14 protein-coding genes are annotated in these 23,170 nt (G+C 48.9%); 4 read left to right on the top strand and 10 right to left on the bottom strand.

Annotation, left to right across the window (positions count from 1 at the left end; translation table 11 throughout):
* Positions 1-34: 34 nt before the first annotated feature.
* Genes kdpB through AAHB90_RS32770 form a run of 4 tightly spaced genes read right to left on the bottom strand, consistent with a single transcriptional unit; the run spans position 35 to position 4,003 of the window.
* Positions 35-2,074, bottom strand: a complete 2,040-nt coding sequence (gene kdpB / locus AAHB90_RS11570; protein ID WP_342085225.1) for a potassium-transporting ATPase subunit KdpB — start codon at positions 2,072-2,074, stop codon at positions 35-37.
* Between the two features lie 13 nt (positions 2,075-2,087).
* Positions 2,088-3,776 (bottom strand): potassium-transporting ATPase subunit KdpA, encoded by a 1,689-nt coding sequence (gene kdpA / locus AAHB90_RS11565; protein WP_342085224.1) that lies wholly within the window; start codon positions 3,774-3,776, stop codon positions 2,088-2,090.
* 3 nt (positions 3,777-3,779) lie between these two features.
* On the bottom strand, positions 3,780-3,914 hold the full coding sequence (locus AAHB90_RS11560; protein ID WP_342085223.1) for a hypothetical protein: 135 nt from the start codon (positions 3,912-3,914) through the stop codon (positions 3,780-3,782).
* 11 nt (positions 3,915-3,925) lie between these two features.
* Positions 3,926-4,003, bottom strand: coding sequence for a potassium-transporting ATPase subunit F (locus AAHB90_RS32770; RefSeq protein ID WP_082489226.1), 78 nt, complete (start codon positions 4,001-4,003; stop codon positions 3,926-3,928).
* A 532-nt stretch (positions 4,004-4,535) separates the two neighbouring features.
* On the opposite strand from AAHB90_RS32770, the gene AAHB90_RS11555 reads away from it, so the two are divergent.
* Both AAHB90_RS11555 and AAHB90_RS11550 read left to right on the top strand, forming a co-directional pair.
* Complete coding sequence (locus tag AAHB90_RS11555; protein WP_342085222.1) at positions 4,536-5,441, top strand: prohibitin family protein; 906 nt, start codon at positions 4,536-4,538, stop codon at positions 5,439-5,441.
* A 488-nt stretch (positions 5,442-5,929) separates the two neighbouring features.
* Positions 5,930-6,283, top strand: a complete 354-nt coding sequence (locus tag AAHB90_RS11550) for a potassium-transporting ATPase subunit KdpA (protein WP_342085221.1) — start codon at positions 5,930-5,932, stop codon at positions 6,281-6,283.
* 4 nt (positions 6,284-6,287) lie between these two features.
* Here AAHB90_RS11550 and AAHB90_RS11545 read toward each other — a convergent pair whose 3' ends face one another.
* The 3 genes from AAHB90_RS11545 to AAHB90_RS11535 form a co-directional block, all read right to left on the bottom strand.
* A complete protein-coding gene (locus AAHB90_RS11545) occupies positions 6,288-7,304 on the bottom strand; it encodes a hypothetical protein (protein WP_342085220.1) in 1,017 nt (338 codons plus the stop codon).
* Between the two features lie 123 nt (positions 7,305-7,427).
* Positions 7,428-7,631 carry a hypothetical protein gene (locus tag AAHB90_RS11540; RefSeq protein ID WP_342085219.1) on the bottom strand — a complete coding sequence of 68 codons (204 nt, stop codon included), beginning with the start codon at positions 7,629-7,631 and terminating at the stop codon, positions 7,428-7,430.
* 314 nt (positions 7,632-7,945) lie between these two features.
* A complete protein-coding gene (locus tag AAHB90_RS11535; RefSeq protein ID WP_342085218.1) occupies positions 7,946-12,019 on the bottom strand; it encodes a hybrid sensor histidine kinase/response regulator transcription factor in 4,074 nt (1,357 codons plus the stop codon).
* Between the two features lie 700 nt (positions 12,020-12,719).
* Between AAHB90_RS11535 and AAHB90_RS11530 the strand changes: the two genes are divergently transcribed.
* Positions 12,720-13,301, top strand: coding sequence for a Crp/Fnr family transcriptional regulator (locus tag AAHB90_RS11530; RefSeq protein WP_342085217.1), 582 nt, complete (start codon positions 12,720-12,722; stop codon positions 13,299-13,301).
* A gap of 84 nt (positions 13,302-13,385) precedes the next feature.
* Positions 13,386-14,009: a hypothetical protein gene (locus tag AAHB90_RS11525; RefSeq protein WP_342085216.1), complete on the top strand. Its 624-nt coding sequence runs from the start codon at positions 13,386-13,388 to the stop codon at positions 14,007-14,009.
* Between the two features lie 223 nt (positions 14,010-14,232).
* Here the strand turns inward: AAHB90_RS11525 and AAHB90_RS11520 are convergent, their stop codons facing one another.
* From AAHB90_RS11520 to AAHB90_RS11510, 3 genes are all read right to left on the bottom strand, one after another.
* A complete protein-coding gene (locus tag AAHB90_RS11520; RefSeq protein ID WP_342085215.1) occupies positions 14,233-16,971 on the bottom strand; it encodes a CshA/CshB family fibrillar adhesin-related protein in 2,739 nt (912 codons plus the stop codon).
* Positions 16,972-17,047: 76 nt separating this feature from the next.
* Complete coding sequence (locus AAHB90_RS11515; RefSeq protein WP_342085214.1) at positions 17,048-20,263, bottom strand: T9SS type A sorting domain-containing protein; 3,216 nt, start codon at positions 20,261-20,263, stop codon at positions 17,048-17,050.
* Between the two features lie 376 nt (positions 20,264-20,639).
* Positions 20,640-23,021: an ABC transporter permease gene (locus AAHB90_RS11510; protein WP_342085213.1), complete on the bottom strand. Its 2,382-nt coding sequence runs from the start codon at positions 23,019-23,021 to the stop codon at positions 20,640-20,642.
* Positions 23,022-23,170 lie beyond the last annotated feature (149 nt).

The following is a 23,170-nucleotide window of genomic DNA, read 5'->3' as shown; positions in this document are numbered from 1 at the left end:
ACAAATGCCGGTCCGGTAGGTACGGGCTCAATTACTAAATCCAGATGCTGACTACCATATCGATGAGCTTTATGCCCGCGAAGGGGATCAACACGCCGCCCAATCCGTAGATCAGCAGGTTCCTTCGCAATAGCGCGCTCGCACCGATAGGCGTGTATTTTACTCCTTTGAGCGCCAGCGGGATCAGGATCGGGATGATTACAGCATTGAAAATGATCGCAGAAAGAATAGCGCTTTCAGGGCTGTTCAGGTGCATGACATTCAGGCCTTGCAGGGCGGGAATGCTGGCGATGAACAGCGCCGGGATAATGGCGAAGTATTTGGCCACGTCATTGGCAATCGAGAACGTAGTCAGCGTACCGCGGGTCATCAGGAGTTGCTTGCCAATCTCGACGATTTCGATCAGCTTGGTCGGGTCGTTGTCCAGATCGACCATGTTCCCCGCTTCTTTCGCTGCCTGTGTACCGCTGTTCATGGCCACACCTACATCAGCCTGGGCCAATGCCGGTGCATCGTTGGTGCCGTCGCCCATCATCGCGACGAGCCGTCCTCCCTCCTGCTCTTTCTTGATGTAATTCATTTTATCCTCAGGCTTAGCCTCGGCGATAAAATCATCCACCCCGGCCTTTTCAGCGATGAACCTGGCTGTAAGCGGATTATCTCCCGTTACCATCACCGTTTTGACACCCATTTTCCGGAGGCGTTCGAAACGCTCGCTGATGCCCGTTTTGATAATATCCTGCAATTCGATCACGCCGATCACACGCTCGTTTTCCGAGACGACCAGCGGCGTGCCGCCATTACTTGAAATTTCCTTCACTTTCGATTCGATTTCCTCAGGGAAGCGGTTACCGGCACCTTCGGTCAACTTACGGATCGAGTCGAATGCGCCTTTCCTGATGCGGGTATCATCGAAGTCCACGCCCGAGCTCCGGGTTTCTGCGGTGAACTGGATAAAGACGGGACTGTTCAAATTGTAGCTCGAAGGCGTCGCATTAGCCAGTTCCAGGATGGATTTACCTTCGGGCGTCTCGTCGGCGATCGAGCTCAGTGCCGCGGATTTGATAAAATGCGCTTCCGTGATGCCGCGGGCCGGATAGAAGTTTGTTGCCTTCCGGTTACCGATGGTGATCGTACCGGTCTTGTCGAGCAATAACACGTCCACATCGCCCGCGGTTTCTACCGCTTTACCCGACTTGGTGATTACATTGGCCCGAAGCGCCCGGTCCATCCCCGCAATACCGATGGCCGACAGAAGCCCACCGATCGTGGTCGGGATCAGACAGACAAAAAGCGAGATAAATGCTGCGATCGTGATCGGCGTATTGGCATAGGTAGCAAATGGCTGCAACGTGGTACAAACGATGATAAACACGAGCGTGAAACCAGCCAGAAGAATCGTCAATGCGATCTCGTTGGGCGTCTTCTGGCGCGTTGCCCCCTCTACGAGTGCGATCATTTTATCGAGAAAGCTTTCGCCCGGAGCGGTAGTTACACGAACTTTAATGCGGTCGGAAAGCACTTTGGTACCACCGGTAACACTGCTTTTGTCGCCACCTGCCTCACGGATTACGGGAGCGGATTCGCCCGTAATCGCGCTTTCATCAATCGTTGCGAGCCCTTCGATGATCTCGCCGTCCATGGGAATGTTGTCGCCGGCTTCGCAAATGAAGACATCGCCCTTTTTCATTTGGGCCGACATCACCTCACGGGTAGCCACATCAAAACCCTGGGTGTTATTGATTACCAGCCGGGCGAGTGTCTCCTCGCGCGTTCTGCGAAGGCTGTCGGCCTGGGCTTTTCCCCTCGCCTCGGCGATTGCCTCCGCAAAGTTGGCAAAAAGCAGCGTGGCAAAAAGGATCAAAAAGACGGTAAAGTTGTAGGCAAAAGAGCCCTGGGAGTTTTCACCCGCCAGAATCCAGAGACTGACAATAAGCATTACCACCGTTCCGATTTCCACCGTGAACATCACCGGGTTACGGAACAACAAACGAGGATTGAGTTTAACGAACGATTGCTTGAGCGCTTCGTTAACAAGCTCCTTTTGAAATAAGGATGCACTTTGATTTTTCATTTCAATATGGATATTACATCATGGAGAAATATTCTGCGATCGGGCCGAGTGTCAGGGCCGGGAAGAATGACAGAGCTGCAATGATGGCAATCACGGCAAGCACCATCATACCGAAGGTTGCTGAGTCCGTCGGCAGCGTTCCCGCACTTTCCGGGACGAATTTTTTCTTGGCCAAAAGTCCGGCAATAGCCACCGGGCCGATAATCGGCAGGTAACGCGACAGGATCAGCACAATGCCGGTGGTAATGTTCCACCATGGGTTGTTATCCCCGAGCCCTTCAAACCCGCTACCGTTGTTAGCTGCCGATGAAGTGTATTCGTAAAGCATCTCGCTGAACCCGTGGAAGCCCGGATTATTCAGGTTAGCCGAGGTAATTTGAGGGAATGCAGCGGCCAGCGCAGTTCCCGCCAGGATCATCAACGGATGCAGTAGCGCCACGATCATGGCGATCTTCATCTCCCGTGCCTCTATCTTCTTACCAAAAAATTCCGGCGTCCGTCCGACCATTAACCCACTGATAAATACCGCCAGGATAATAAATATGAAGAAGTTGAGAATACCGACCCCGCAACCACCGTAGAACGCGTTGGTCATCATCGAGAGCAGCTGCGTCATACCCGAAAGTGGCATGGTGCTATCGTGCATCGAGTTGACGGACCCCGTCGAGATGACGGTAGTAGCTATACTCCAAAATGCCGATGCAGCACTTCCGAAGCGTACTTCTTTGCCCTCCATCGCCCCCGAAGAAATATCCACTCCCATTTTCCCCAGGGCCGGATTACCGTTAATCTCCCAGACCATCGTAGGAATGGTCAAAAGCAGGAAACCGACCGTCATTACCCCGAAAACCATCCATCCGAATTTCTTCTTCTTCAAAAAGTACCCGAATGCGAAAATCATCGCCAGCGGAATGATCATCTGAGAGAACATTTCCAGCATGTTTGTGAAATAATTGGGGTTTTCGAGCGGATGGGCCGAGTTGGTGCCATAGAAACCACCGCCATTGGTGCCCAGGTGCTTGATAGCCACGAAGCCCGCGACGGGGCCTGTCGAGACCTGTACGGTGTCGCCCTGCATGCTGATCATCGTGTCTTTGCCATCGAAAGTCATTGGCATTCCGTTGAATGCCAAAACCGAGCCTAGAACAATTGACAAGGGCAACAATATCCTGGTGCAGGATTTAACCAGTAACATCCAAAAGTTGCCTAGCTTCTCGGTAGTGCGGTTTTTCAGTGCGATAAAAATGATCGCGGCCGCAGCCATACCTGTACCTGCGCTTACGAATTGAAGGAACATCAAAAACAGCTGCGAGAGGTAGCTTACCCCGCTTTCACCGGAATAGTGTTGCAGGTTACAGTTGACGATAAAGGAAATGCTGGTGTTAAAAGCAAGATCGGCTGTCTGGTCGGGGTTACCGTCCGGATTGAGCGGCAGCCAGCTTTGATTCATTAAAACGAAAATCCCCAACAGGAACCATACCACATTGATGGTCAGCAAAGCGAACATGTGCTGCTTCCAGCTCATCTCCCGCTTTTCGTCGATGCCGCTCAATTTATAGAGCAGCTTGTCCAAAGGATTGAAAATCGGATCTAGCAGCGTTTTGTCGCCTGCATAAACTTTGGCAATGTAAGATCCGAATGGAATTGCCACTACGATGGTAATGGCAAACATGGCAATGACGCCCAATAATTCTGTATTCATTTATCAGAGATTTAGCCCGGTTTTGGCCTTCCAGAAGATGATATAAAGGAATGAAAGCACTACCAGCCAGATGAAAACAATCATCAATAATTCGTAGACCTTCTGTTTTCCGCTATTCTTGGTCTGCCTGGTAGCCATTTCCGGTCAGGTTAAAATTTTTCAGGTTTGACAAGTACATAGCACATGTACCCAAACACGAGGATCGCGACGATAAATAGCGCTGCCATAGTCAGATTTTTTCAAAGTAGTTTACCGAACCATAAAAGATTGAGAAGCATAAAAGCCCGGCAAGAATTAAGAGGATTGTTAACATGATTAAAATGGATTGGATGAATAATAAGAGCATTTTTATTTCGATTGCTTAAAATGTCATCACCAGTAATTATCAAGGTTGTGCCAAAAGAAAGAATAAAACACAACCATCTGTTTTACAGTACAATAAAGAAACACCTCCGCATTGTAACATTTGAAGAACCCTATCAAAATGAAAGGCTGCTATCAAACTGAAAGCCATACCCGGCTTCGTCGGTATCATTCGCCGGTAAGTTTGCCGCCACCGATGACCGCAGCGCGGTCCGGATACGACGTATTCCATTGTGATAGCACATTTATCAAAATGATAGGCTGGTTGGGCAACGGCAGGGATCCAAGTCTCAAATCAAACTCACTAACAGTGAATTACACAAACAAATTAAAGATGGCATGTAATTTGAGCGTATACTTATGTACGTTTTAAGTCACAGTTAAACCATCCCGCTTATGTTTGTTGTAATTATAGGACTCTGTCTGATCGCTGCCGGGTTCTACGCTTCCAAAACAAGCTATCAGCTAGCCAGATATGCAAATATTCTCAAATTTGCCGGCGCCTTTGTTGTAGTTCTGGGGCTGGCGGCTGCCAGTGTTCGCCAAATCGACGCCGGTACGATCGGCGTCCAATCGCTGTTTGGAAAAGTGAACCCGAAAATTTTAGATAACGGGCTCAACTTCGTCAATCCGCTGGCTGAGGTCGCCGTGTTTGATACCAAGGTCCAGAACTATACCATGTCTGCGGTAGCGACCGAAGGCGAAGTCAAGGGGGACGACGCGATTCGCGTGCTTTCGGCGGATGGACTGGAAGTGGTAATAGACCTTACTGTCCTCTACAAGATTTTGCCTGAGAAGGCGCCCTCCATCTACAAGGGCATCGGCACCGACTACAAGGACAAGATCGTCAGACCGGTCACAAGAACGCGCATTCGGGACAACGCAGTTTATTACGACGCCGTTGCGCTTTACTCTAAGCGGCGCGAAGAATTTCAGAACCGGATTTATCAGTCCATTGACAAGGATTTCAAAAGCCGCGGCCTAGTCCTTGAACAACTCCTGATCCGCAACATCAATCTTCCCGAATCGGTCAAAAAGACAATAGAATCCAAAATCAATGCGGAGCAGGAAGCGCAAAAAATGGAATTTGTTTTACAAAAAGAAAAGCAGGAGGCTGAAAGGAAGCGCGTAGAAGCCAGGGGTATTGCGGACTACCAGACAATCATCTCATTGAGTCTTACGGACAAACAGCTTCAATACGAAAATATCAAAGCACAAAAAGAACTTGCTGCATCGCCTAATGCAAAAATCGTTATTATCCCTGCCAAGGGAAACATGCCGCTATTGCTGAGCGACAAATAACCTCGTAAAAAAGGACCTGGCCGTGATAGGCGCGACCAGGTCTAAACTACAAAAATGACGTAATACCAGCTGTCAGGGTGATATTCTTGATATTTATTCCAAAAATCTATCATATCGATACCTGGTTATCAAAAAGATTGACAATAGGTGCAGCAAACTGTCTTCCAAATCTTGCCCGACAGCTTCAAGATAACAATCAGGCAGCCGATCATTTTGAGATTTCAGATTTTCATTATGATAGTATTTTTCATTTCGGCAAAAACGGAATACCACACAACACTTTACTAATCAATACATTAACTACTAGCCGAATTTTTGGCATGACCTTGTTCCTGAATCCCGACAAAACGAACATTCAACTAATCTCGAAAACTATGAAACCTCGAAGTCGTCACCGGGTCCAGCCTTTCAGCTTTCTGCTTCTGATTCTCTCGGTTATATCCATTACGGCCTTTGTCTGCCGTGTTTATTTCAGATAACAAGTTAGAATGGATATCGAGCAACTAATGATCTTCACGCTGCTCTTTGGCAGCACGATCCTTCTGGCTTGGCCGCTTGGCAAATACGTGAGGCGGGTTTTCTCCGCTGAGCCGCCATCAGTCCGTATTTTTTCCTCTATTGAAAACCGGACCTTCAAATTCGCCCGAATTGATCCGAACCAGGCCATGAGCCTTGGGCAGTATCTCCGGGCATTTCTTACCCTAAATTTGCTTTGGGTCGTTTACGGACTTACGTTGCTCTTGTTTCAGGGCAACCTACCGCTTAATCCGGATGGTAATCCATCGATGGAATGGACCCTGGCCCTGCATTCGGCTATCAGAAATCAAGCAATTTTAATCTGATACTTTACGGCATTCTTGGTACCTCCCAAACCTTGAATACCTGGTCGTTTATCAGCTTTGTCACCTTGCCATCCGGCCTTTTTACAAAATGAAGTTTCCAGTTATCGGCTTTCAAAAACAAGTCCGCTTCTGATGTGGCACCGAGTTCCCATTTGGGATTTCCGGGTAATTGCAGGTAGAGTTTTCCGGCCTCGCGGCTGACGGTTAAATGCCATTTTTGATCGCCGTAGTTGCCCACAAGTAAGTCACTTTGCGCGTCCGTGAGCGCTATTTCAGGTAGTCGCTCCACTAATGGTGTGATCGCAGTAAACCAGAAACGGTGCCAGCCCGGCGAGCCCCAACTCAGCGTGATACCGGTTTGAAAAATAACGATTACCAACGTGCCAAACCAGGTGATGAAATGGATGCGCCTGAGGCTGAGCCAGTCGTATATGAACAACGGGATCAACAGCATATCAAGATAAATAAACCGCACAAAGACTGCTATTCCAAGACCCGGCAGAAATCTTATGCGATCAATGCCGGCCTGAATGACGATCAGCGTTGCCAGTAAAAGTAACCGTTTGTGCGCGGCTGCCTGCTTTCGCACGAGCATTCCCCAGACAAAGAAAATCCCGAAAAGAATCAGTAAGTACAGCTGAATGAACAGAATGTCAAACTGCCCGCTGGATTCGGGCGGATTGTTGACGATCAATGCGCGAACAGTAATACCTACCAGCGACGCCCACACCAGAATGCCAAATACAAAGCCTATTGGCCCAAACTGCCGGTGACGCTTCACATTATCCTTTGCAATCAGCAACGTTTGCGCCAGAAAGATCCCCAGCCAAGCAGTCATAATCAGACCATGAACGTGCAAAAACCAATGTAATTGGATGTTTTCCTGAGCGAACATCTGGTAATCCGGCACGAAACCGAGTGCAACCAGAATCGGAAAAAGAATGGCCATAGAAACAAAGAAGTAGCGGCCTTTTCGAATGGTAACGCTTTGGGGAGTCGTATTTTCCAGGGCAATTTCCATGGTGCTGGCGAGAGGTTTGGTTGAATTCAAAATAGATAAATGTGGATTGGCAGTAGGCAGTAGATTCTTAAAAACGGATTGTGACCAGTTGCAGCGCTATAATGCCGAGAGAGCCGTTGACAGTCACCTTTGGAATTCGCCTGCTGGTGATATAGTCGTAGATGTGTGAGAGAGAATATACCTGAAAAATTGTAGCGCGTTGTCGAATGCAAACCAGCAGACGGCCAGGATCACGATCGAGTACGCAATGATCAGCATGAGCAGCAGCTTTTTGTCCTGGTCGGTTGAGTCGGTTTTCATGGTAGTTGAGACGATTGCAGATGTCATGATAGTTCATCGTTTTATTCTGTAAAATTTCAAATGCCTTACTCCGGAATGAAGGACCATCACCGCGATGAGTAGAAAGTTCTTACTGATTATAGCCTTACTTTCTGTTAAATAGGAAACGGAGCATGCTGTAATGATTTTGTGAAGGTAATTACCACGGACAAGCATTAGTTAGCACAATCAGCCCTCAATATGGCGGGCTGGTAACATGCAGGAAACGCAATTTTTTGATATACACAAACGCTGCAACGGGTGTAACAAATGCTGTAAAACTGGTAACCGGTGAGCTATAAACGTAGGTAAGTCTCCGCAGCTTAAAGCGTACGGTCGAGTTCTGCAACGAATGCAGATGGTGTCTTGCCGAACTGTTCCTGGAAGCACTTGGAAAAGTAGGAATGCGATGCGAAACCGACCTGATCGACGATCTGAGATACGGTGCCTGCGTTGGAAGATAACAGTTGCGCGGCGCGTTGAAGACGGATGGTCCGCATGAAGTCGCTGGGAGAATGGCCGGTCAATGCCTGCAACTTGCGATATAGTTGCATCCGGCTCATGCCGATTTCCTTGCCAAACGTTTCTACATTGAAATTTTCATCAGACATATACTGCTCAATGATTGCCATCGCCCTACTTAAAAACTGTTCGTCTACGGAGGAAATCGCAATGTTAGCGGGCTGTAAAATAATCTCGCGACTGTATCTTTCTTTTAGCTGGCGACGGCCCTCGATCAGGTTACCAACGCGGATGAGCAGTTCCCGCACCTCAAACGGTTTAGTCAGATAATCATCGGCGCCCGTGCCCAGCCCCTGCAATTTGTTCTCAACCGAAGTTTTGGCAGTAAGTAAAATGACAGGAATGTGACTTGTATTCTGGTCACTTTTCAAGCGCTTGCAAACGTCCAGACCATCCATTTTAGTACCCGCCTGGGATGGCATCATGATATCCGAAATGATCAGATCTGGAATTTGTTCCTGAGCGAGTCTGTAACCTTCGGCGCCATTGACTGCTTCAATAACCCGATAAATCCCATGTTCTGTTAGTGAGCGCTTTATAAAATCACGAAGATCGGTATGATCTTCTATAACCAGAACCAGCGGAATGCCAGGACTTAAATCCGAACTTTCCTGTATGATCTTTTCCGAAATACTCACCTCAATGTTTTCATGGAACTGACTGTTTTTTGCAATAACTGGCAACGTACTTAACTGACCAGCTTGCGCCGAATGAAGCATTTCTAGTGGTAACAAGACCGCAAATTCACTGCCCAGACCGGGCGTGCTGGACACCCTGATCGTACCCTGATGCAATTCCACCAGATCACGTGTAAGCGCCAGACCGATCCCCGAGCCTTCATGATCGCGACCGACTGAATGATCAATTTGATAAAACCGATGAAAAATCCGTTCGAGCTGATCAGCCGAAATGCCAGTTCCATTGTCCTTGATTTTTATTTCAGCCCAAATGCTTGGTTTGTCAGAAGATTTTTGCTGAATCTCTGAAACTGGCGACAGTTGCAGTGACACCAAAACTTGCCCATTGTCCTGTGTAAACTTAAATGCATTGGAAAGCAGGTTGTTCAATACTTTTTCCAGCTTATCCGCATCAAATTGCAACCAGAGACTTCCTTCCGGTGTAGCCACCTGAAATTGAATTCCACGTCTTTCCGCAAGAGAATGGAACGAGCCGGCGACACGATTTACGAAATGGATCAGGTCGCCAGGCTGCGTATCGAGCGGCATTTTGCCCGCTTCCAGCCTGGAAAGATCAAGTAACTGATTGACCAGATGCAACAGGCTTTTGCCATTCCGCAGCATGCTCCGGAACTGGGGAGCATACGGATCATTTTCAGGCATATTTGAAAGCCAATACTCTAATGGGCTCAAAATGAGCGTCAATGGTGTTCGAAATTCATGGGTTACATTGGTAAAGAAATCGGATTTTAGCCGGTCCATTTCCAGTAATTGCTGTGCTTTGATCCCACGGATTTTCAATGCGTTTTTTGCGCGTTCGCGAAGTAACAAAACTTGCCAGCCGCCAAAGAAAAGTCCGGTCAGGATTAGGGCATACATCATATAAGCCCAGCCCGTTCGCCACCATGGAGGCGAGATGAGGACAGACATTGACTTTTCAACCCAGATGCCATCGCTGTTGGCCGCCCGAACCCGGAATTTATAACTTCCCGGCGGCACATTGGAATAATCTGCCGTTCGTACCGCGCTGATCGGATGCCATTCAAGATCGTAGTTTTCAAGCTTATAGGTATATAAATGCTGTTCCGGATGCCGGAAATCGATGGCCGCAAAATCGATGGAAAAGACATTCTGATGATGAGCCAGCTCCAGGGACCTGCTGGCAGGCCTGATGACACGGTTATGTACCCGAAAAGCGGCAAAATGAACTAATGGAGCGATCGGGCGATGCTTCAATAATTCTTCCGGCTGGAAATGGAAATATCTGTCCATACTGCCGAAATAAATGCTGCCATCCCGCCTTTTGTAGCTGCCGCCAAAAAAGAAATCTTCACCGGGCGAGATGCCGTAATTGGTGCCAAATAGCCGAAAAGAGCGCCGGTTAGCACTTATTGCCCCAATACCATTCGTGACGGCTAACCACAGGTTTTTGTGATTATCCTCGATTAATGCCTTTACAAATGGAAGCGATTTGCCGGTGCCCGGATCATTGAAAGCTGCAAAAATACCGCGTTTGCGATCGTAGTAATGTAGTCCGGCTGTGGACGCCACCCACAAAGTACCCGCGGCATCTTCTATGAGCTGGGTCACAACAGCCCATGGCAAAAAATGTTTGAATTTCCCCGTTTTCCGGTCCATCAAGTTCAGCCCGCCGCTGTTTGTCCCCACCCAAAAAGAGCCGGTGTGGTCTTCAAGTACAGCCAGAACGTAATTGTTGCTAATCGAAGTACTGTCATGTGCATCGTGCCGGTAATGTACAAATTTTCCGGAACGGGTGTCCAGCTTATCCAGACCTCCCGCTGTAAGCACCCAGTTTGTACCCGCCCGGTCCTGATAGTAGCCAGCCGCCTCGCCCGGACTAATGCTCGACACATTAGTCGAATCGTGCAGGTAATGCGTGAATTTTCCCTTGGAATGCCCACCTGCCGGCGGCTCATATCGATATAGCCCATTGTTCCAGGTAGAAATCCAGCGGTTTCCTTGTCTGTCGCGGTTTAGCCGTGTTAGGTGATCGCTCATCAGCGAGGTTTGCTTTACGGCCTTGGCAAGCCATTCAGAGGCATTTTTTGAAACAAAATCGCCGGTTAGCAGGCCCGCAATCGACCCGATCCACAACGTGCCTGTCGAATCTTCCTCAAAAAAATGAACGCCTGAACGCATTTTTACTTCTGTAATCGGGCTCTCCTTCGTCGTGATTTTGATTAAATGCCCCGGTATGGTCCCCATCCAAAGCGTGCCGTCCCGGGTGCGGCACGCCGAAAGAAGGTTGAAATCGGGCATGCCACTTTCTGCGGCTTTGTACCAGGTTACCAGGCCAGATTTTGGATCGTAACGGTTTGCCCCGGCATCGAGTGTTCCAATCCAGATACCGCGTGCCGGATCTTCCAGGATAAACCGGATCCCGGTTGTGGGAAAAGAACGCAGGTTTTTTTCTTTGGGAAACGGACGACTGAGCCTGCCGGGATGTGCTTCCTGAAAAGAGTGCCGGGTAAATTTTCCGGTTTTTCGATTAAAAGTATGTAAGCCGTCACCGCCTGTCCCCACCCAGAATGTACCTCTGCTGTCCTCAAAAATGGCGAATATCCGGTTCTCGATCAGGCTGTTAGAATCGCCGGAATTATGCAAGTACCGTGTGAATGTGGATGTTTTCCGGTCGAGTTTGTTCAGGCCGCCTTCCATTGGCTTCACGCTACCCTGATCACCCGTCCCGACCCAGATTGTGCCTTCTTTGTCCTCGAAAATAGTCGCAACTTGCGGGTGACTTATCGTTTTTGGATTTTTCGCAACTGACTTAAAAGGAATAAATCTACCCGTAGGCTTGTCAAAACGGTATAATCCACCCACTGTACCAACCCAGAGATCCCCCAGATGATCTTCCAGTAATGCACTGATTGCATTGTCTTCATATTTGTATTCTTTTCTTTTAACAACCTGATAATGGGTAATTTTTCCGGTTTCCGGGTCGAGGCGATCCAGCCCCGCATTCCATCCACCGATCCAGATCAGCCCGTCGCGCGTTGGACAGAGACTTCTTACCTGGTCGCCGGCAAGCGAATTTGCGTTTTTCGGATCGTGCTGGTAAACAGTCCAATTGTAGCCATCATACCGAAGCAGCCCCGAGCCGGTCGCAAGCCAGAGATATCCCCGGGTGTCCTGACGAATGTCGGCGATCTCATGCGGATCAATACCTGGCGGCATACTAACCGACTCTATAATGGTGGTTTGGGCAAAAAGATTTGCTCCTCTGTAAAAGGAGAATGAGAGAGTGAACAAGAGCAAGACAGCGAACCTGATCATGATGACGGTCAGCAAGATTTACTATCAATCTAGTTCCTTTTTATCGAAACCTGGTACATTCATACAGAAAATTAGTTACTGGTAAAACACAGCTTTTGCGATACTTACAGGTGGATAGCTCGCTCGCCCGAAGCCTGGGATTCCAACCGGAAATACGGACGGTATATCGGGCCGTGCAGGAGAATTTGCTGTAATGAAACCAGTACGATCGATCTCGCTGAACGCGGATTCGCCCGTTTTAGCCGCTTGATAAGCTATCTGCGTCACTTTGTGAGCCATTACAGCGGCATACCGAACTTTCAACTGAATGGTTTTCCTCCAACCATTCCCGCCATTCCTGCCGGTTGGCAGGGCTGAAAACTTTTGTGTCTTTGGTTGGCATCGGAACATCGCTTGAATGAATAGCTGTTCAAGAAAAGCATTTATTTCTGGTTTGAAGTGACAATTGGGCTGCATTGCAGTAAATTCAAAGCAAAAACCCTGTACATGGGCGCGCGGAAAGTATTGAAGGACGCTCAATAAGGCGAAGACCAGCGAGGGAAGTGGTAATCATGGACTCCGCCACAGGTGAGAAGAGCCTTAAAGACAACAACATAAAGCAATGCACGATTTATTATTTGACTTTATATCAAAATACGTTTCACTGACAGAAGAGGAGAAGAAAGCAATCCTTTCTTTGGCCATATTCCACTCAGTAAAAAAAGGGACCATTTTACTCAAAGAAGGAGAAAAGTCTAATGATGGCTACTTTGTTCTTAAAGGTTGTATCCGGACATATTACATAATAGACGGAGATGAAAAAACAACCGCTTTCTACACAGAAATGGAAGCCTTGACACCACACTGTGTTATCACCCAGGCCCCTTCCGAATATTACATATCTTGTGTGAACGATACAATACTGCTTGTCTCAAATCCGGATATGGAAGCTGAAACATTCGATAAGTTTCCAAAATTTGTGACCCTTTGCAGAATATTGGCAGAAGAACTTTTGGCTAAACAACAAATTAATTTTGATGAGTTTAAGACTTCTTCGCCCGAACAACGGTATCTGAATCTATTACAAAAAAGACCGGACCTGATTCAACGTGTCCCGCAACACCAGTTAGCAAGCTATCTTGGCATAAAACCACAGTCACTAAGCAGGCTTAGGGCCAGGATTTCGGAGAAAAATAAAGATTAAGCACCATTTCTTAACTTAAGTGAACGTTTTTGAGCTGCCAGGCAGCCTAATTTTGCCGTGTCATTTAACAATGGAAGAAAAGACATGCAAAAGAAAATTTTATGGTTCGCCTTGGTTTCAATGATGGCAAGCACGCTGCAAGTTACAGCCCAATATGCCAGACAGGACACTACTTATAGAAAGTATTTTATAGGCAGTACCTTATTCATGATAGCTAATGTAATACCCGATAACAATCCGCCTGAAATGATTTATCTGAACTTGGGATATCGCATTACAGGGAAGGATGCAATTTCACTTGAATTTAAAACTTGGAAATATGCCTGGCCAATTGGCATTCCTTTCGGAAAATCATACGAAGCAGAAGGAGAAGGGTTTCCGGGTTATATTCGTGAATACGGAGTTTCACTTAATTATCAAAGGTTTTTATGGAATGGTCTTTTTGTTCAAGCTGACGTGATGCCTGCTTTTCAAACTTTTGTAAATGATAATGGCAAGAAAATTGACAATGGCTTTCAGATCTTTAACACTTATTCCATTGGTTATCACATTAAATCTTTCAAAGACAGGCTTTTTTTTCAACCTTCTATAGCAATTACCCATCGTCCCTATCAATCAAAAATGCCTGATTCGTTTAAACAGGTTGACGATAGATGGTCAAGATTCTTCTTCGGGCAGCCAGGCCTGCATTTTGGGTTTAATTTTTAAAACTACAATGATCAGATGACGCAGCCATTTGCGTCAAATACGGAACTCGCGAAGTCAGCTCATTTCATGTACTTACAAAAGTGCTGGCTGGCTGCCCGAAGTAAACAGCGCGTTTAAAGCATTGAAACCTGAATTGTTCGACAATAGCCCAATGAAAAAGGCATACGAGGCCGTGGCTCCTGATAAAACAAAGCGGAGGAATAGTTGGTGATTTTGGCCCAAGTCAGCGTATAATTACAAATCGACGGCCAGAATTTTCCGCTTTCTGGCCACTCTCCCGGATCAAATAAGTGCCATTTTCAAGGATACTTACGTTGACACGACTATTCAGCACTTTTGCTTTCAGGCGAAGCCGGCCGGCCAGGTCATAAATAAGCATTTCCCGTCCATCCGGCTGGGATACATGGAGCGTTTGGGATGCAGGATTCGGAAACATTCCGGTTACTGCGTTCAATGTCACCTCTTTGATAGCGCTTATAGCAAAGGTTTCGTCCGCGTCCACCATTTTCAACCTGTAAAATTGCTTTCCGTCGGAGGGGTTTTGATGAACGAATTGGTAATGAAGGGTCGTAGCACTGCTTCGGCTTGAAGGTAAGGTTCCTATTGCCGCCCATTGCTTTGCATCGGTGCTGTGCTGTATTTCAAAATGGTCGGAGTTTACTTCCTCGGCCGTAGACCAATCGAGCTGAACCTGACTTTCAACTGCTTGCGCATTAAACCGAATCAGCTTCACTGGAAAGGGAGCATTGGAATTTATTGCGTAAGCAGCCGCAGATGCACTTTTTACACCCGCCGCATCCTGCAATGAATAAGTGAAGCCAACCGCATCGCCTGTTTCGCCCGCCCCTATCTGCCCGTAAAGAACCATTTTAGCAGGGTCAAAATTGGAGATGGTCGCATTGGGATTGCCAGGCACTACTTCCTGGTTGTCATAATATACCTTGGAATTAGCTTTGATGCTCTCTATCACGAATGTACTACCCGCATTGCACGAGCCCGCCCCTGCGCAGTCTTCCGCGTCGTTGCCTGCGAGGCTGCCTCCGGACGGATAGCCTGTAAGCGCCGCGCTGGCCAGCGGAATGCCCCGATAGCCTGGCACCGCCGGACCTCCTGCGGGAGTGGCAGAAACGGCCTCATCGGCAATCTGGAAAGTTTTGCTGTTGGTAACAGGCCTGCGGTTGATGCCAAAGCTCACACCGGTAATGGACGGTGAGCCGATCAGCACATTAAGTCCCCCAATTTTAGCATTGGTCGTTCCGTCTCCTGCCCCGGCTATTCCCTCGCCGGTGGCTACCCAACCGGCGGGAAGCAGCGCATCGCCGGCAACCTGGCCCGGGTAACCGTAGACCGTCGTCAGGCGCAGCTCGTAAAGGCCATTAAAAACATTGGAAAGGGCAAAATTACCCGAGTCGTCTACCTGCGAAGCTCCGCCAACTTTGCCATTACTGCCTACGGCAATCACCCAAAGGCCGCCGCCATTGGTCCCCTGCCCACCGATGACATCATCCCTCAACCCATTGGCGTCATTGAACACCTTTCCCGTAATCATATCCGGGGATGTCAACGTTATAAAATGATCTTCCGTCTCCCCTTCGCCCAGGATCGCGATACTCCTTTCATCGACAGGCGTCCCGGGATCATCAGGAATTGTTGCCGGGTCGGTGTAGGAAAGTCGGAGGCGCGTGTAGGTAATCCCCGCGCCGTACGGAATAGCAGTCAGGTCCCAGGAGAAGGTCGCTGTTTTATTGACATTATTGTCCGTAAAAGTGTAGCTCCTGTATTCCCCCGGACCGAAAACTCCGTCGTGATCGAAATCGATCCACACCATTGCGTAGGCCGGCTGCGAGGGGTCTGCCGAGTTTTTATAAAAAGGGACATCGTAAGAGAATGTATTTCCGTTAAGCGGAAACTGTACGCCCTCTGCCGGAACGTACCAGATCCCTTCATCACCGCCGTTATAATCGTCACCGATTGCCCCGCCATCTCCCCCGCCTGAGGATTCTGCGTCTGCGCCGACCTTTCCGATTCTGGGATACAGATAATAAGTCTGAGGGACTGTCCCCGCAGTTATTTGGGGCGTGTTGACCGGACCATGGTTCCAGCTAAAATAATTCGTGATCGTGGCCGTATTGCCCACGGGATCTCCCCCCTGTATTTCAAATGGCAATTTATTCACCGCCATGCCGTAAGAAGAAGGTGCATCTCCGGCATCATACCAACTGAGGAAGCCGAAAGCGATGGACGAAGCCGTTGCGCAATTCATCTCCACGTTTGCCTCCAATGGCGCAACTGGTGAAGCTTCTTGCTTGGCGGTGTGAAAAACGGCCGAATTGCGCCCGCCTACATGTACCCTGACGGTCTTTTTCGCATTGGTAAAAACGGCCTTGGCCAAGTTTGACCCATACGCCGTTTCCCAGTACTTCTGCGCGAAGAGTTTCCAATTCGAGCCATTGGTGGTAACCTGCGCGTAGTCGTCAATAGCACCGACGATTTCATTTCCATCCTCATTGGACCCGAAAAACATATTGAGATCCATGGCCTGCCCGTGTAAAGTGGCGTGGGCGGTAATGTGGAAGTTTACTTTCAGGCCGGCTCCCGCCCCTAGTAAATTAGGCGTCAGGCCGTAAGGCGCACTGCTCCCGCTGAGGTAATGGTAAGAATACATTTCATACAACCCGTCGGTAGTTTTGGACCCGACGTTGTAGCCGATCAGCTTGGCATTTGCCGGGTTACCTGGTGCTTGCGCCGTTCCGGAAAAAGTTATCTGGTCCAGCACGACCGTAATATTCAACTCCCCCAATTGGATGGTTCGGGTAACGCTTTGTCCAGCCGTTAGCCCGTTCCATGGTAGGATATCATCCCATTTCAACCAGCAAATATTCTTTCCTAACGGGCCATTACCCCAACTTGGAATCGTATACTGCGCATATGTGTTAATGGGCGCAAGCCATGCCAGCATCATCAAGAGGCTTACGATCGTTCCCTGGTAATTTTTTTCATGGCAATTCGTTTGTTAGAATCTGAACTTTAATTGAATGCTACCGTGCCCTGGTGAATTTAAATTGTCGCAGTGTTCCGTCAACATCAACCTGGACGATGTAAACGCCATCCGAGAGGAAGGAATGCTTTAAATCGATATGAATTTGGCCATTCGTAACGCTAACCAACTTACTAAGCACCTTCTTACCCGATGCATCAAACAGTGTCAATGTCCCTGCCCGGTTGTTCGTGCCGCGCATTACTATCCTGAGCTCATCGGTGGCCGGATTCGGGAAAACGTAAGCGAAATTTTGCGAACCGAGGCGGGCGGTCACTATTTTGCTGTAAGCATAGGTTCCATCGGCATCCTGCATTTTCAATCGGTAGTACACTTGTCCCTGCGCATCGGTTATGGGTTTATGGTCGGTAAATGCGTAACGGGCCTGCTCGTTGTTATAACGTTCTTTGCCAACAAATGCGAATTGCCTTCCGTCGACGCTACGCTCCACCTCGAAATGGCTGAAATTAACTGCATCGGCAATTTCCCAATCCAGCCTCACAGCATTTTCCTCCGCTTGTGCATGAAAGGAAACCAGGCGTACCGGCAATGGCACGGGACTGGTCTGCACGACAAATCCGCTGAAACCGTCAGTGTCGAATGTCACTTCCCATCGTTTGAATGTTTCGTTCCATACAATGTCATTATCGGAAGGATCGATGATGGTAGAGAGAATGGATTCGTAACTGTTGGGAAGGCCGGTGCCGTCATTGCTTGTGCCGGCATATTTGCCAATCCGAAGATTGGCTTTGCCCGAGGCGTCGCTGGGATTAACCGGCAAGTTGAGGGTACTGCGCGGGGCAGCATTGAAGTCGGTAAATTCTTTTTGTGAGAAATAAAGGGTTACCCTGCCTGTGGCGGTAGCTGCGTTGTTGGCAGGTGTGATTTCATAGTGACGTGCGACGAATGGATCTGTACCAAATGTGGGCACAGCAGTTTCCACCCACACCTTCGCATTCACCGGACCTGTAACCGGGGCCGCTCCAGACGAAGTAAGTGAGGCCAGAATACGGCATCCGCCCGCATTCATAAAGTTCGCGGATTGCCCGCTGGCTATATCCAAGGTCGCATTGTCATCCGGCTTGCCGAGGTAGGGGCCTCCGTTTGGATAAAAAATAGTCAGCAGATTTTCCTCAGGGCGCGCAACAATCAGATACTGATAGATATGATTATAGCCGGCTGCCATGGAGAAACCGCCACTGAACACCCTTCCAAACACGCTGTTACAGTCATTCAACTCACCTTTCGTTCCAGAAACTCCGTTTCCCCAGGTTGCCGAACCGCCCTTAATGCCCTTGTCATACGTCTCGTCATTAACCACGAAATAATGACCATCCAACGAGGTTCCAATATCAGCTCTGAAAAAATTGTCGCCTGGAGCGCCTACTAGTGAATTGGAGACATTAATTTCCCCTGCAGTGCCCCCGTTGCCATTGCCCCACGTAACCGCCCCCCCTTTCGTATCCGGAGAAAGGTAATTACCGCTTTTGACAACATAGTTGCCGTTGGAAAGCGCCGTCAACATATTCAGGACCGAAATGCCGCCATAAGCATTCGTATAAAGCGAATTTGATTCTGTTACAATGCCGGATGTCGGTTTGGTACCATCCATCCAGGTTACTGCGCCTGCATTTACCAGCGCGCCCGAATCCCAGCCACGGCTACCGATCACATAGTGACCGTTAGTGAGCGGCAGAACTCCATCACTGCCGATCGCATCACCTGCAGTTCGGCCGACAATCGCATTTGCAGCGCTGATCGTACCGCTCACGCCGGTTGTACCATCGGCCCATACCACCGCCCCCAGGTTCTCCCCGTTGCCGTTAACCCATTTCGGATTGACCACCACATAATTGCCATTGGTCAATGCCACCACTGTTCCCAGCCGTTCCGCCGCGAACGAACCGACCAATGAATTGGCAGGCGTTACCTCGCCGACGGTTGGGCCAGCTCCGTTACACCAGGTAATGGCCCCGACGGTTGGATTGGTCCCGTCGCCCCAGCTCCACGACACTACCACATAGTTGCCATTGGTCAGCGGCGTTACGCGACCGCCTACAAAGTCGTATTCATGAGAGCCTACGAGCGAATTGGCGGGACTTATCGTCCCTACAATGCCTGTGGTACCGTCACCCCAGGTGGCGGCGCCGGCCATCCCGATAGCGCCATTATTCCAGTAACTGCTCCCAACGACATAATGTCCATTAGCCAGGGCGGTTGCTCCGTCGTGGCCGACGCGGTCGTTGGCTTGCGAACCTACTAATGAGTTAGAGGTACTCACCTCTCCGATCAGGCCGGTGCTGCCGTTTGCCCAGGTTGCCGCACCTGCTGTTGCAAATGCAGCATTGCGCCAGCCTGGACTGCATACCACGTAATTGCCGTTTGATAATGCGGTTACACCTCCTGACCCTACCTGATCGATCGGGTTGGACCCAACCAGCGAGTTGGCGGTACCCACCACCCCGAATGTGCCCGTTGCCCCGTTACCCCATGTCACGGCGCCGGCATCGCTGACAGGCCCATTGTCCCAGTTTTTGGTGACAACCACATAATTGCCGTTGGTAAGCGGAAAAATGCTGCTGTTAGCGCCTACAAGGTCACCGCCCCAGGCACCAATAAGCGAATTGGCGGCGGAAACGTACCCCGTCCTACCCGTTGCGCCGCTACACCAGGTAACTGCGCCGATCGACGTGCCGGTCCCATTAGTCCAACGGTAGCTGCCTACCACGTAATTGCCATTTGCCAAAACAGTTACGCCGCCGATGCTCACCTGGTCCATGTAGGAGCTGCCGGTCAGGGAATTGCCCGACCCGACGGTTCCGGAGAGCCCGGTAACGCCATTGATCCAGGTCACGGCGCCGGTCCTGCCCAAGCCATCCGTATTACAATATTCGCTGGATGTGACGAAGTTTCCATTAGGCAATGCATACACCCGTTGACCGATCTGATCACCAGCCCGCGCGCCTCGCAATGTGCTGATCAGCGCCAGCGTCTTCCCATTATATAACTGAACGATCCCGCAATTTTTCCGATCCGGTTCGCTGTGATTGTAGTTGGAATAAACAAAATTCCCATTGGTAAGTATGGTTATCCGTGCGGTTTGACTAAACTCGTATTGGCTAACCGGCAAAGGAATGTCGACAGTTTGCGCATAACCCATGGTTAGTGCAGCATACGAAAGGACGACGTTTACAGTAAGAAGTAAAAAATTTCTCATAAGACCGTGTGGTAAGTGTTGGTATCGATGCCCGTTTGTTACAGACATGACATCATAAATGTACCAAAAAAACACGGTTTGTCACCACCTATAACTAAATAGTAAATAGCTATGGTTAGTTCGCTCAAAGGAGTATACTTCCAAGGACGCGCATTCGGCCTGTAACGCCGTTTTCGTGTCTGAAAATAACACTGGCATTGGATGGAGGTGATTATTCAGGCCTGCGTGTGGAGAATTACCAAGCGTCTATTGAATCATTTTTCCGGCATCTACGGTGAGTTCGGCTGCATATGATATGATCTGAGGCTACACATAATCTGACACGATGGTCATCAGTGTGTAACCAGTGCTCCCAACAGCTTGCCGGAAGACGAAACTACTCTCCACGCAGACTTTTCACCGGATTCACCAATGCCACTTTCACAGCCTGAAAGCTTACCGTAATCAATGTTATCGCAAGGGCACAGACTATCGCTAGTGCGAAAATCCACCAGGATAATTCTGTTCGATAGGCGTACTTTTCCAGCCAGCCACTTAACAAATAATACGAAACAGGCATGGCCAGGAGTGAAGCAACGGCAACGAGTACGATAAAGTCTCTGGAAAGCAATCCCCAAACGCTCGCTACCGACGCGCCCAGCACCTTGCGGATACCGATCTCTTTGCGCCTTTGCTCGGCCAGGAAAGCAACCAGGCCAAAAAGCCCAAGACAGCTGATTAATATTGCCAGGGTTGTAAAGATTGCCGCGAGCTGGCCGATGCGTTCTTCTGCGCGAAACTTGCGATCATACTCATCGTCGGCGAATCTGTATTCAAAAGGACTCCCAGGGTTATACTTCCGAAAAATCGTTTCAAGAGAAGACAGCGCCGCACCGCGGCTCTTTACGGGATCAAGCCGGATATGGATAAGTTCCGCCCAATCCTGCCTGATCAAGTAAACGGTTGGCCTGATTGGTGTGAAGGGCGAACCGGTGATGACATCTTTTATGACGCCTATAACCTTGTATTGCAGGCCGTTCCATTGGATGGTCATCCCAACCGGATTGTTGATCCCCATAAATTGAGTAGCACTTTCATTGAGGATAATGCCGAGTGAGTCCGTCGAAAAATTTCTGGAAAAGTCGCGCCCCTGGACGAAACGCCAACCCACCGTTTTTCCATATTCGTGCGTGATACCAACGGTGCCAAAATCGCCCAACAGATCGGGATCTTTGCCAGCCCAGACAAAACTGGCGTCGCTGCTCCAAACCTCATCGACTGGCGATGACGATTCTGCCAGCTCGACGACCGCACCAGATTGCAGCAGTTCTTGGCGGATAACCGGATAGTGCGTCCGTAGGTCGGCCGTGTTAACCGGAACGGATACCAGTCCAGACCGCTCGAACCCTGTCGGCCGGTCTTTCGCATATTGTATCTGCCGGAGCACGACCAGCGTTCCTATGATGAAAGAAATCGATATGGTAAACTGAACCACGACCAGTACCTGACGAGGCAATATGACGCCTTTTCCGCTTTGAATAGTACCTTTCAGCACTTTCACCGGAGTAAATTTGGATAGGAATAACGCCGGGTAACTGCCTGCGAAAATCCCTGTAAGAAGAGTAAAACTTAACGCAATTGCCCAACTCTGAATACTATTCCATGGAAATTCAATCTTCTTATCGGCTATCTGGTTAAATAGCGATAAAAGTGTTGCCGCCAGGGCCAATGCAGAAATCAGCGCAATGCTCGTCATCAGGACCGATTCCAACAGAAACTGCCAGATGAGCTGCCGGCGCGCCGAACCTACAGCTTTGCGTACACCAACTTCCTTTGCCCTTCTTTCTGAACGGGCGGTCGACAAATTCATGAAATTAATGCAGGCCAGCAGCAGCACAAATGCGCCGATCATACCAAATAACCAGACATATTGAACACGTCCGCGCACGGGAACGCCATTCTCCCATTCCGAATGCAGGTGCCAGCGGCTCATCGGGTTCAAGAATATCCTGGGGTTTGACCGCGCTTCTTCCGGTGCGTGCCGGGCCTTTACATCCTGAATTTTAGCCGAGACACTTTTAAAGTCGGCAACCGGAGCGATCTGCACAAACAGTTGAAAAGAGTTGTTTCCCCAATTCGTTTCCGAGCGTTTCACCCAGGGAGTATTTTCAAGAAAAAATTTCCAGGGGAGAAGAAAAGAAACATCCCGGAATTCTGTGTTGTGAGGCAAGTCTTCATATACGCCGGTTACCCTGAAATGGTGCTTGTTATCTACTTTGATAACTTTATTGATCGGCTCGGAATCGCCAAATAACGCTTTCGCAACCGTTTGGGAAAGCAAAACAGATGTTGGATCATTCAGATATTTTGCCGTTCCGCGAAGCATTTTCAACGACATCATGAACGGGAAATCCGGCTCGACACAATTGCCCTTTTTCGTGAATTGCGCTCCATTATAGGCCAGGATATGGTCTTCCGTCCAGGAAGACAATGCGATGTGACTGAAATCGCTTCCAAACTCACTGGCTAAGGCGTTCCGCGTAGGAAGTGGGGTCGCGATACTCGTAAAAGTCGCGCCATTTGCAGTTTGGTGCTGCATCACGCGGGCGAGGCGATCGTAATGTTGGTGATATTTATTAAATGATATTTCGTCCCACAACCACAAACCAATTAGGATAGCGGTGGCCATTCCTATCGAAAGCCCGGTCACATTAATAAGGGAGAAAGCGACATTTTGAACCAAATTGCGCCAGGCAATTTTCAGATAGTTCTTTATCATACTTAGGTCTTTGTTTTTAACGCCAAATACCAGGGATGCAAATGAAAAACTACCCGGCAAAAGCAATTGGCAGCAAATAACAGGCCTAAGTCATGAATGCTTCAAAATCACTTCGAATTACAACATAAGTCCTTTAAAATTCTTTTCCG

Origin of the sequence: Dyadobacter sp. OTU695 (assembly GCF_038440355.1) — a bacterium.
In the GTDB taxonomy this organism is placed as follows: Bacteria; Bacteroidota; Bacteroidia; order Cytophagales; family Spirosomataceae; genus Dyadobacter.
This window is presented reverse-complemented; position numbering and strand designations above follow the sequence as displayed.

Bases quoted from the DNA above. Each gene is read 5' to 3' on its own strand.
- AAHB90_RS11530 (WP_342085217.1), top strand. From the start codon at position 12,720: ATGCACGATTTATTATTTGACTTTATATCAAAATACGTTTCACTGACA.
- AAHB90_RS11535 (WP_342085218.1), bottom strand. From the start codon at position 12,019: ATGCCGCCAGGTATTGATCCGCATGAGATCGCCGACATTCGTCAGGAC.
- AAHB90_RS11510 (WP_342085213.1), bottom strand. From the start codon at position 23,021: ATGATAAAGAACTATCTGAAAATTGCCTGGCGCAATTTGGTTCAAAAT.
- AAHB90_RS11525 (WP_342085216.1), top strand. From the start codon at position 13,386: ATGCAAAAGAAAATTTTATGGTTCGCCTTGGTTTCAATGATGGCAAGC.
- AAHB90_RS11560 (WP_342085223.1), bottom strand. From the start codon at position 3,914: ATGGCTACCAGGCAGACCAAGAATAGCGGAAAACAGAAGGTCTACGAA.
- AAHB90_RS11555 (WP_342085222.1), top strand. From the start codon at position 4,536: ATGTTTGTTGTAATTATAGGACTCTGTCTGATCGCTGCCGGGTTCTAC.
- kdpA (WP_342085224.1), bottom strand. From the start codon at position 3,776: ATGAATACAGAATTATTGGGCGTCATTGCCATGTTTGCCATTACCATC.
- kdpB (WP_342085225.1), bottom strand. From the start codon at position 2,074: ATGAAAAATCAAAGTGCATCCTTATTTCAAAAGGAGCTTGTTAACGAA.
- AAHB90_RS32770 (WP_082489226.1), bottom strand. From the start codon at position 4,003: ATGGCAGCGCTATTTATCGTCGCGATCCTCGTGTTTGGGTACATGTGC.
- AAHB90_RS11515 (WP_342085214.1), bottom strand. From the start codon at position 20,263: ATGAGAAATTTTTTACTTCTTACTGTAAACGTCGTCCTTTCGTATGCT.
- AAHB90_RS11520 (WP_342085215.1), bottom strand. From the start codon at position 16,971: ATGATGCTGGCATGGCTTGCGCCCATTAACACATATGCGCAGTATACG.
- AAHB90_RS11540 (WP_342085219.1), bottom strand. From the start codon at position 7,631: ATGACATCTGCAATCGTCTCAACTACCATGAAAACCGACTCAACCGAC.
- AAHB90_RS11545 (WP_342085220.1), bottom strand. From the start codon at position 7,304: ATGGAAATTGCCCTGGAAAATACGACTCCCCAAAGCGTTACCATTCGA.
- AAHB90_RS11550 (WP_342085221.1), top strand. From the start codon at position 5,930: ATGGATATCGAGCAACTAATGATCTTCACGCTGCTCTTTGGCAGCACG.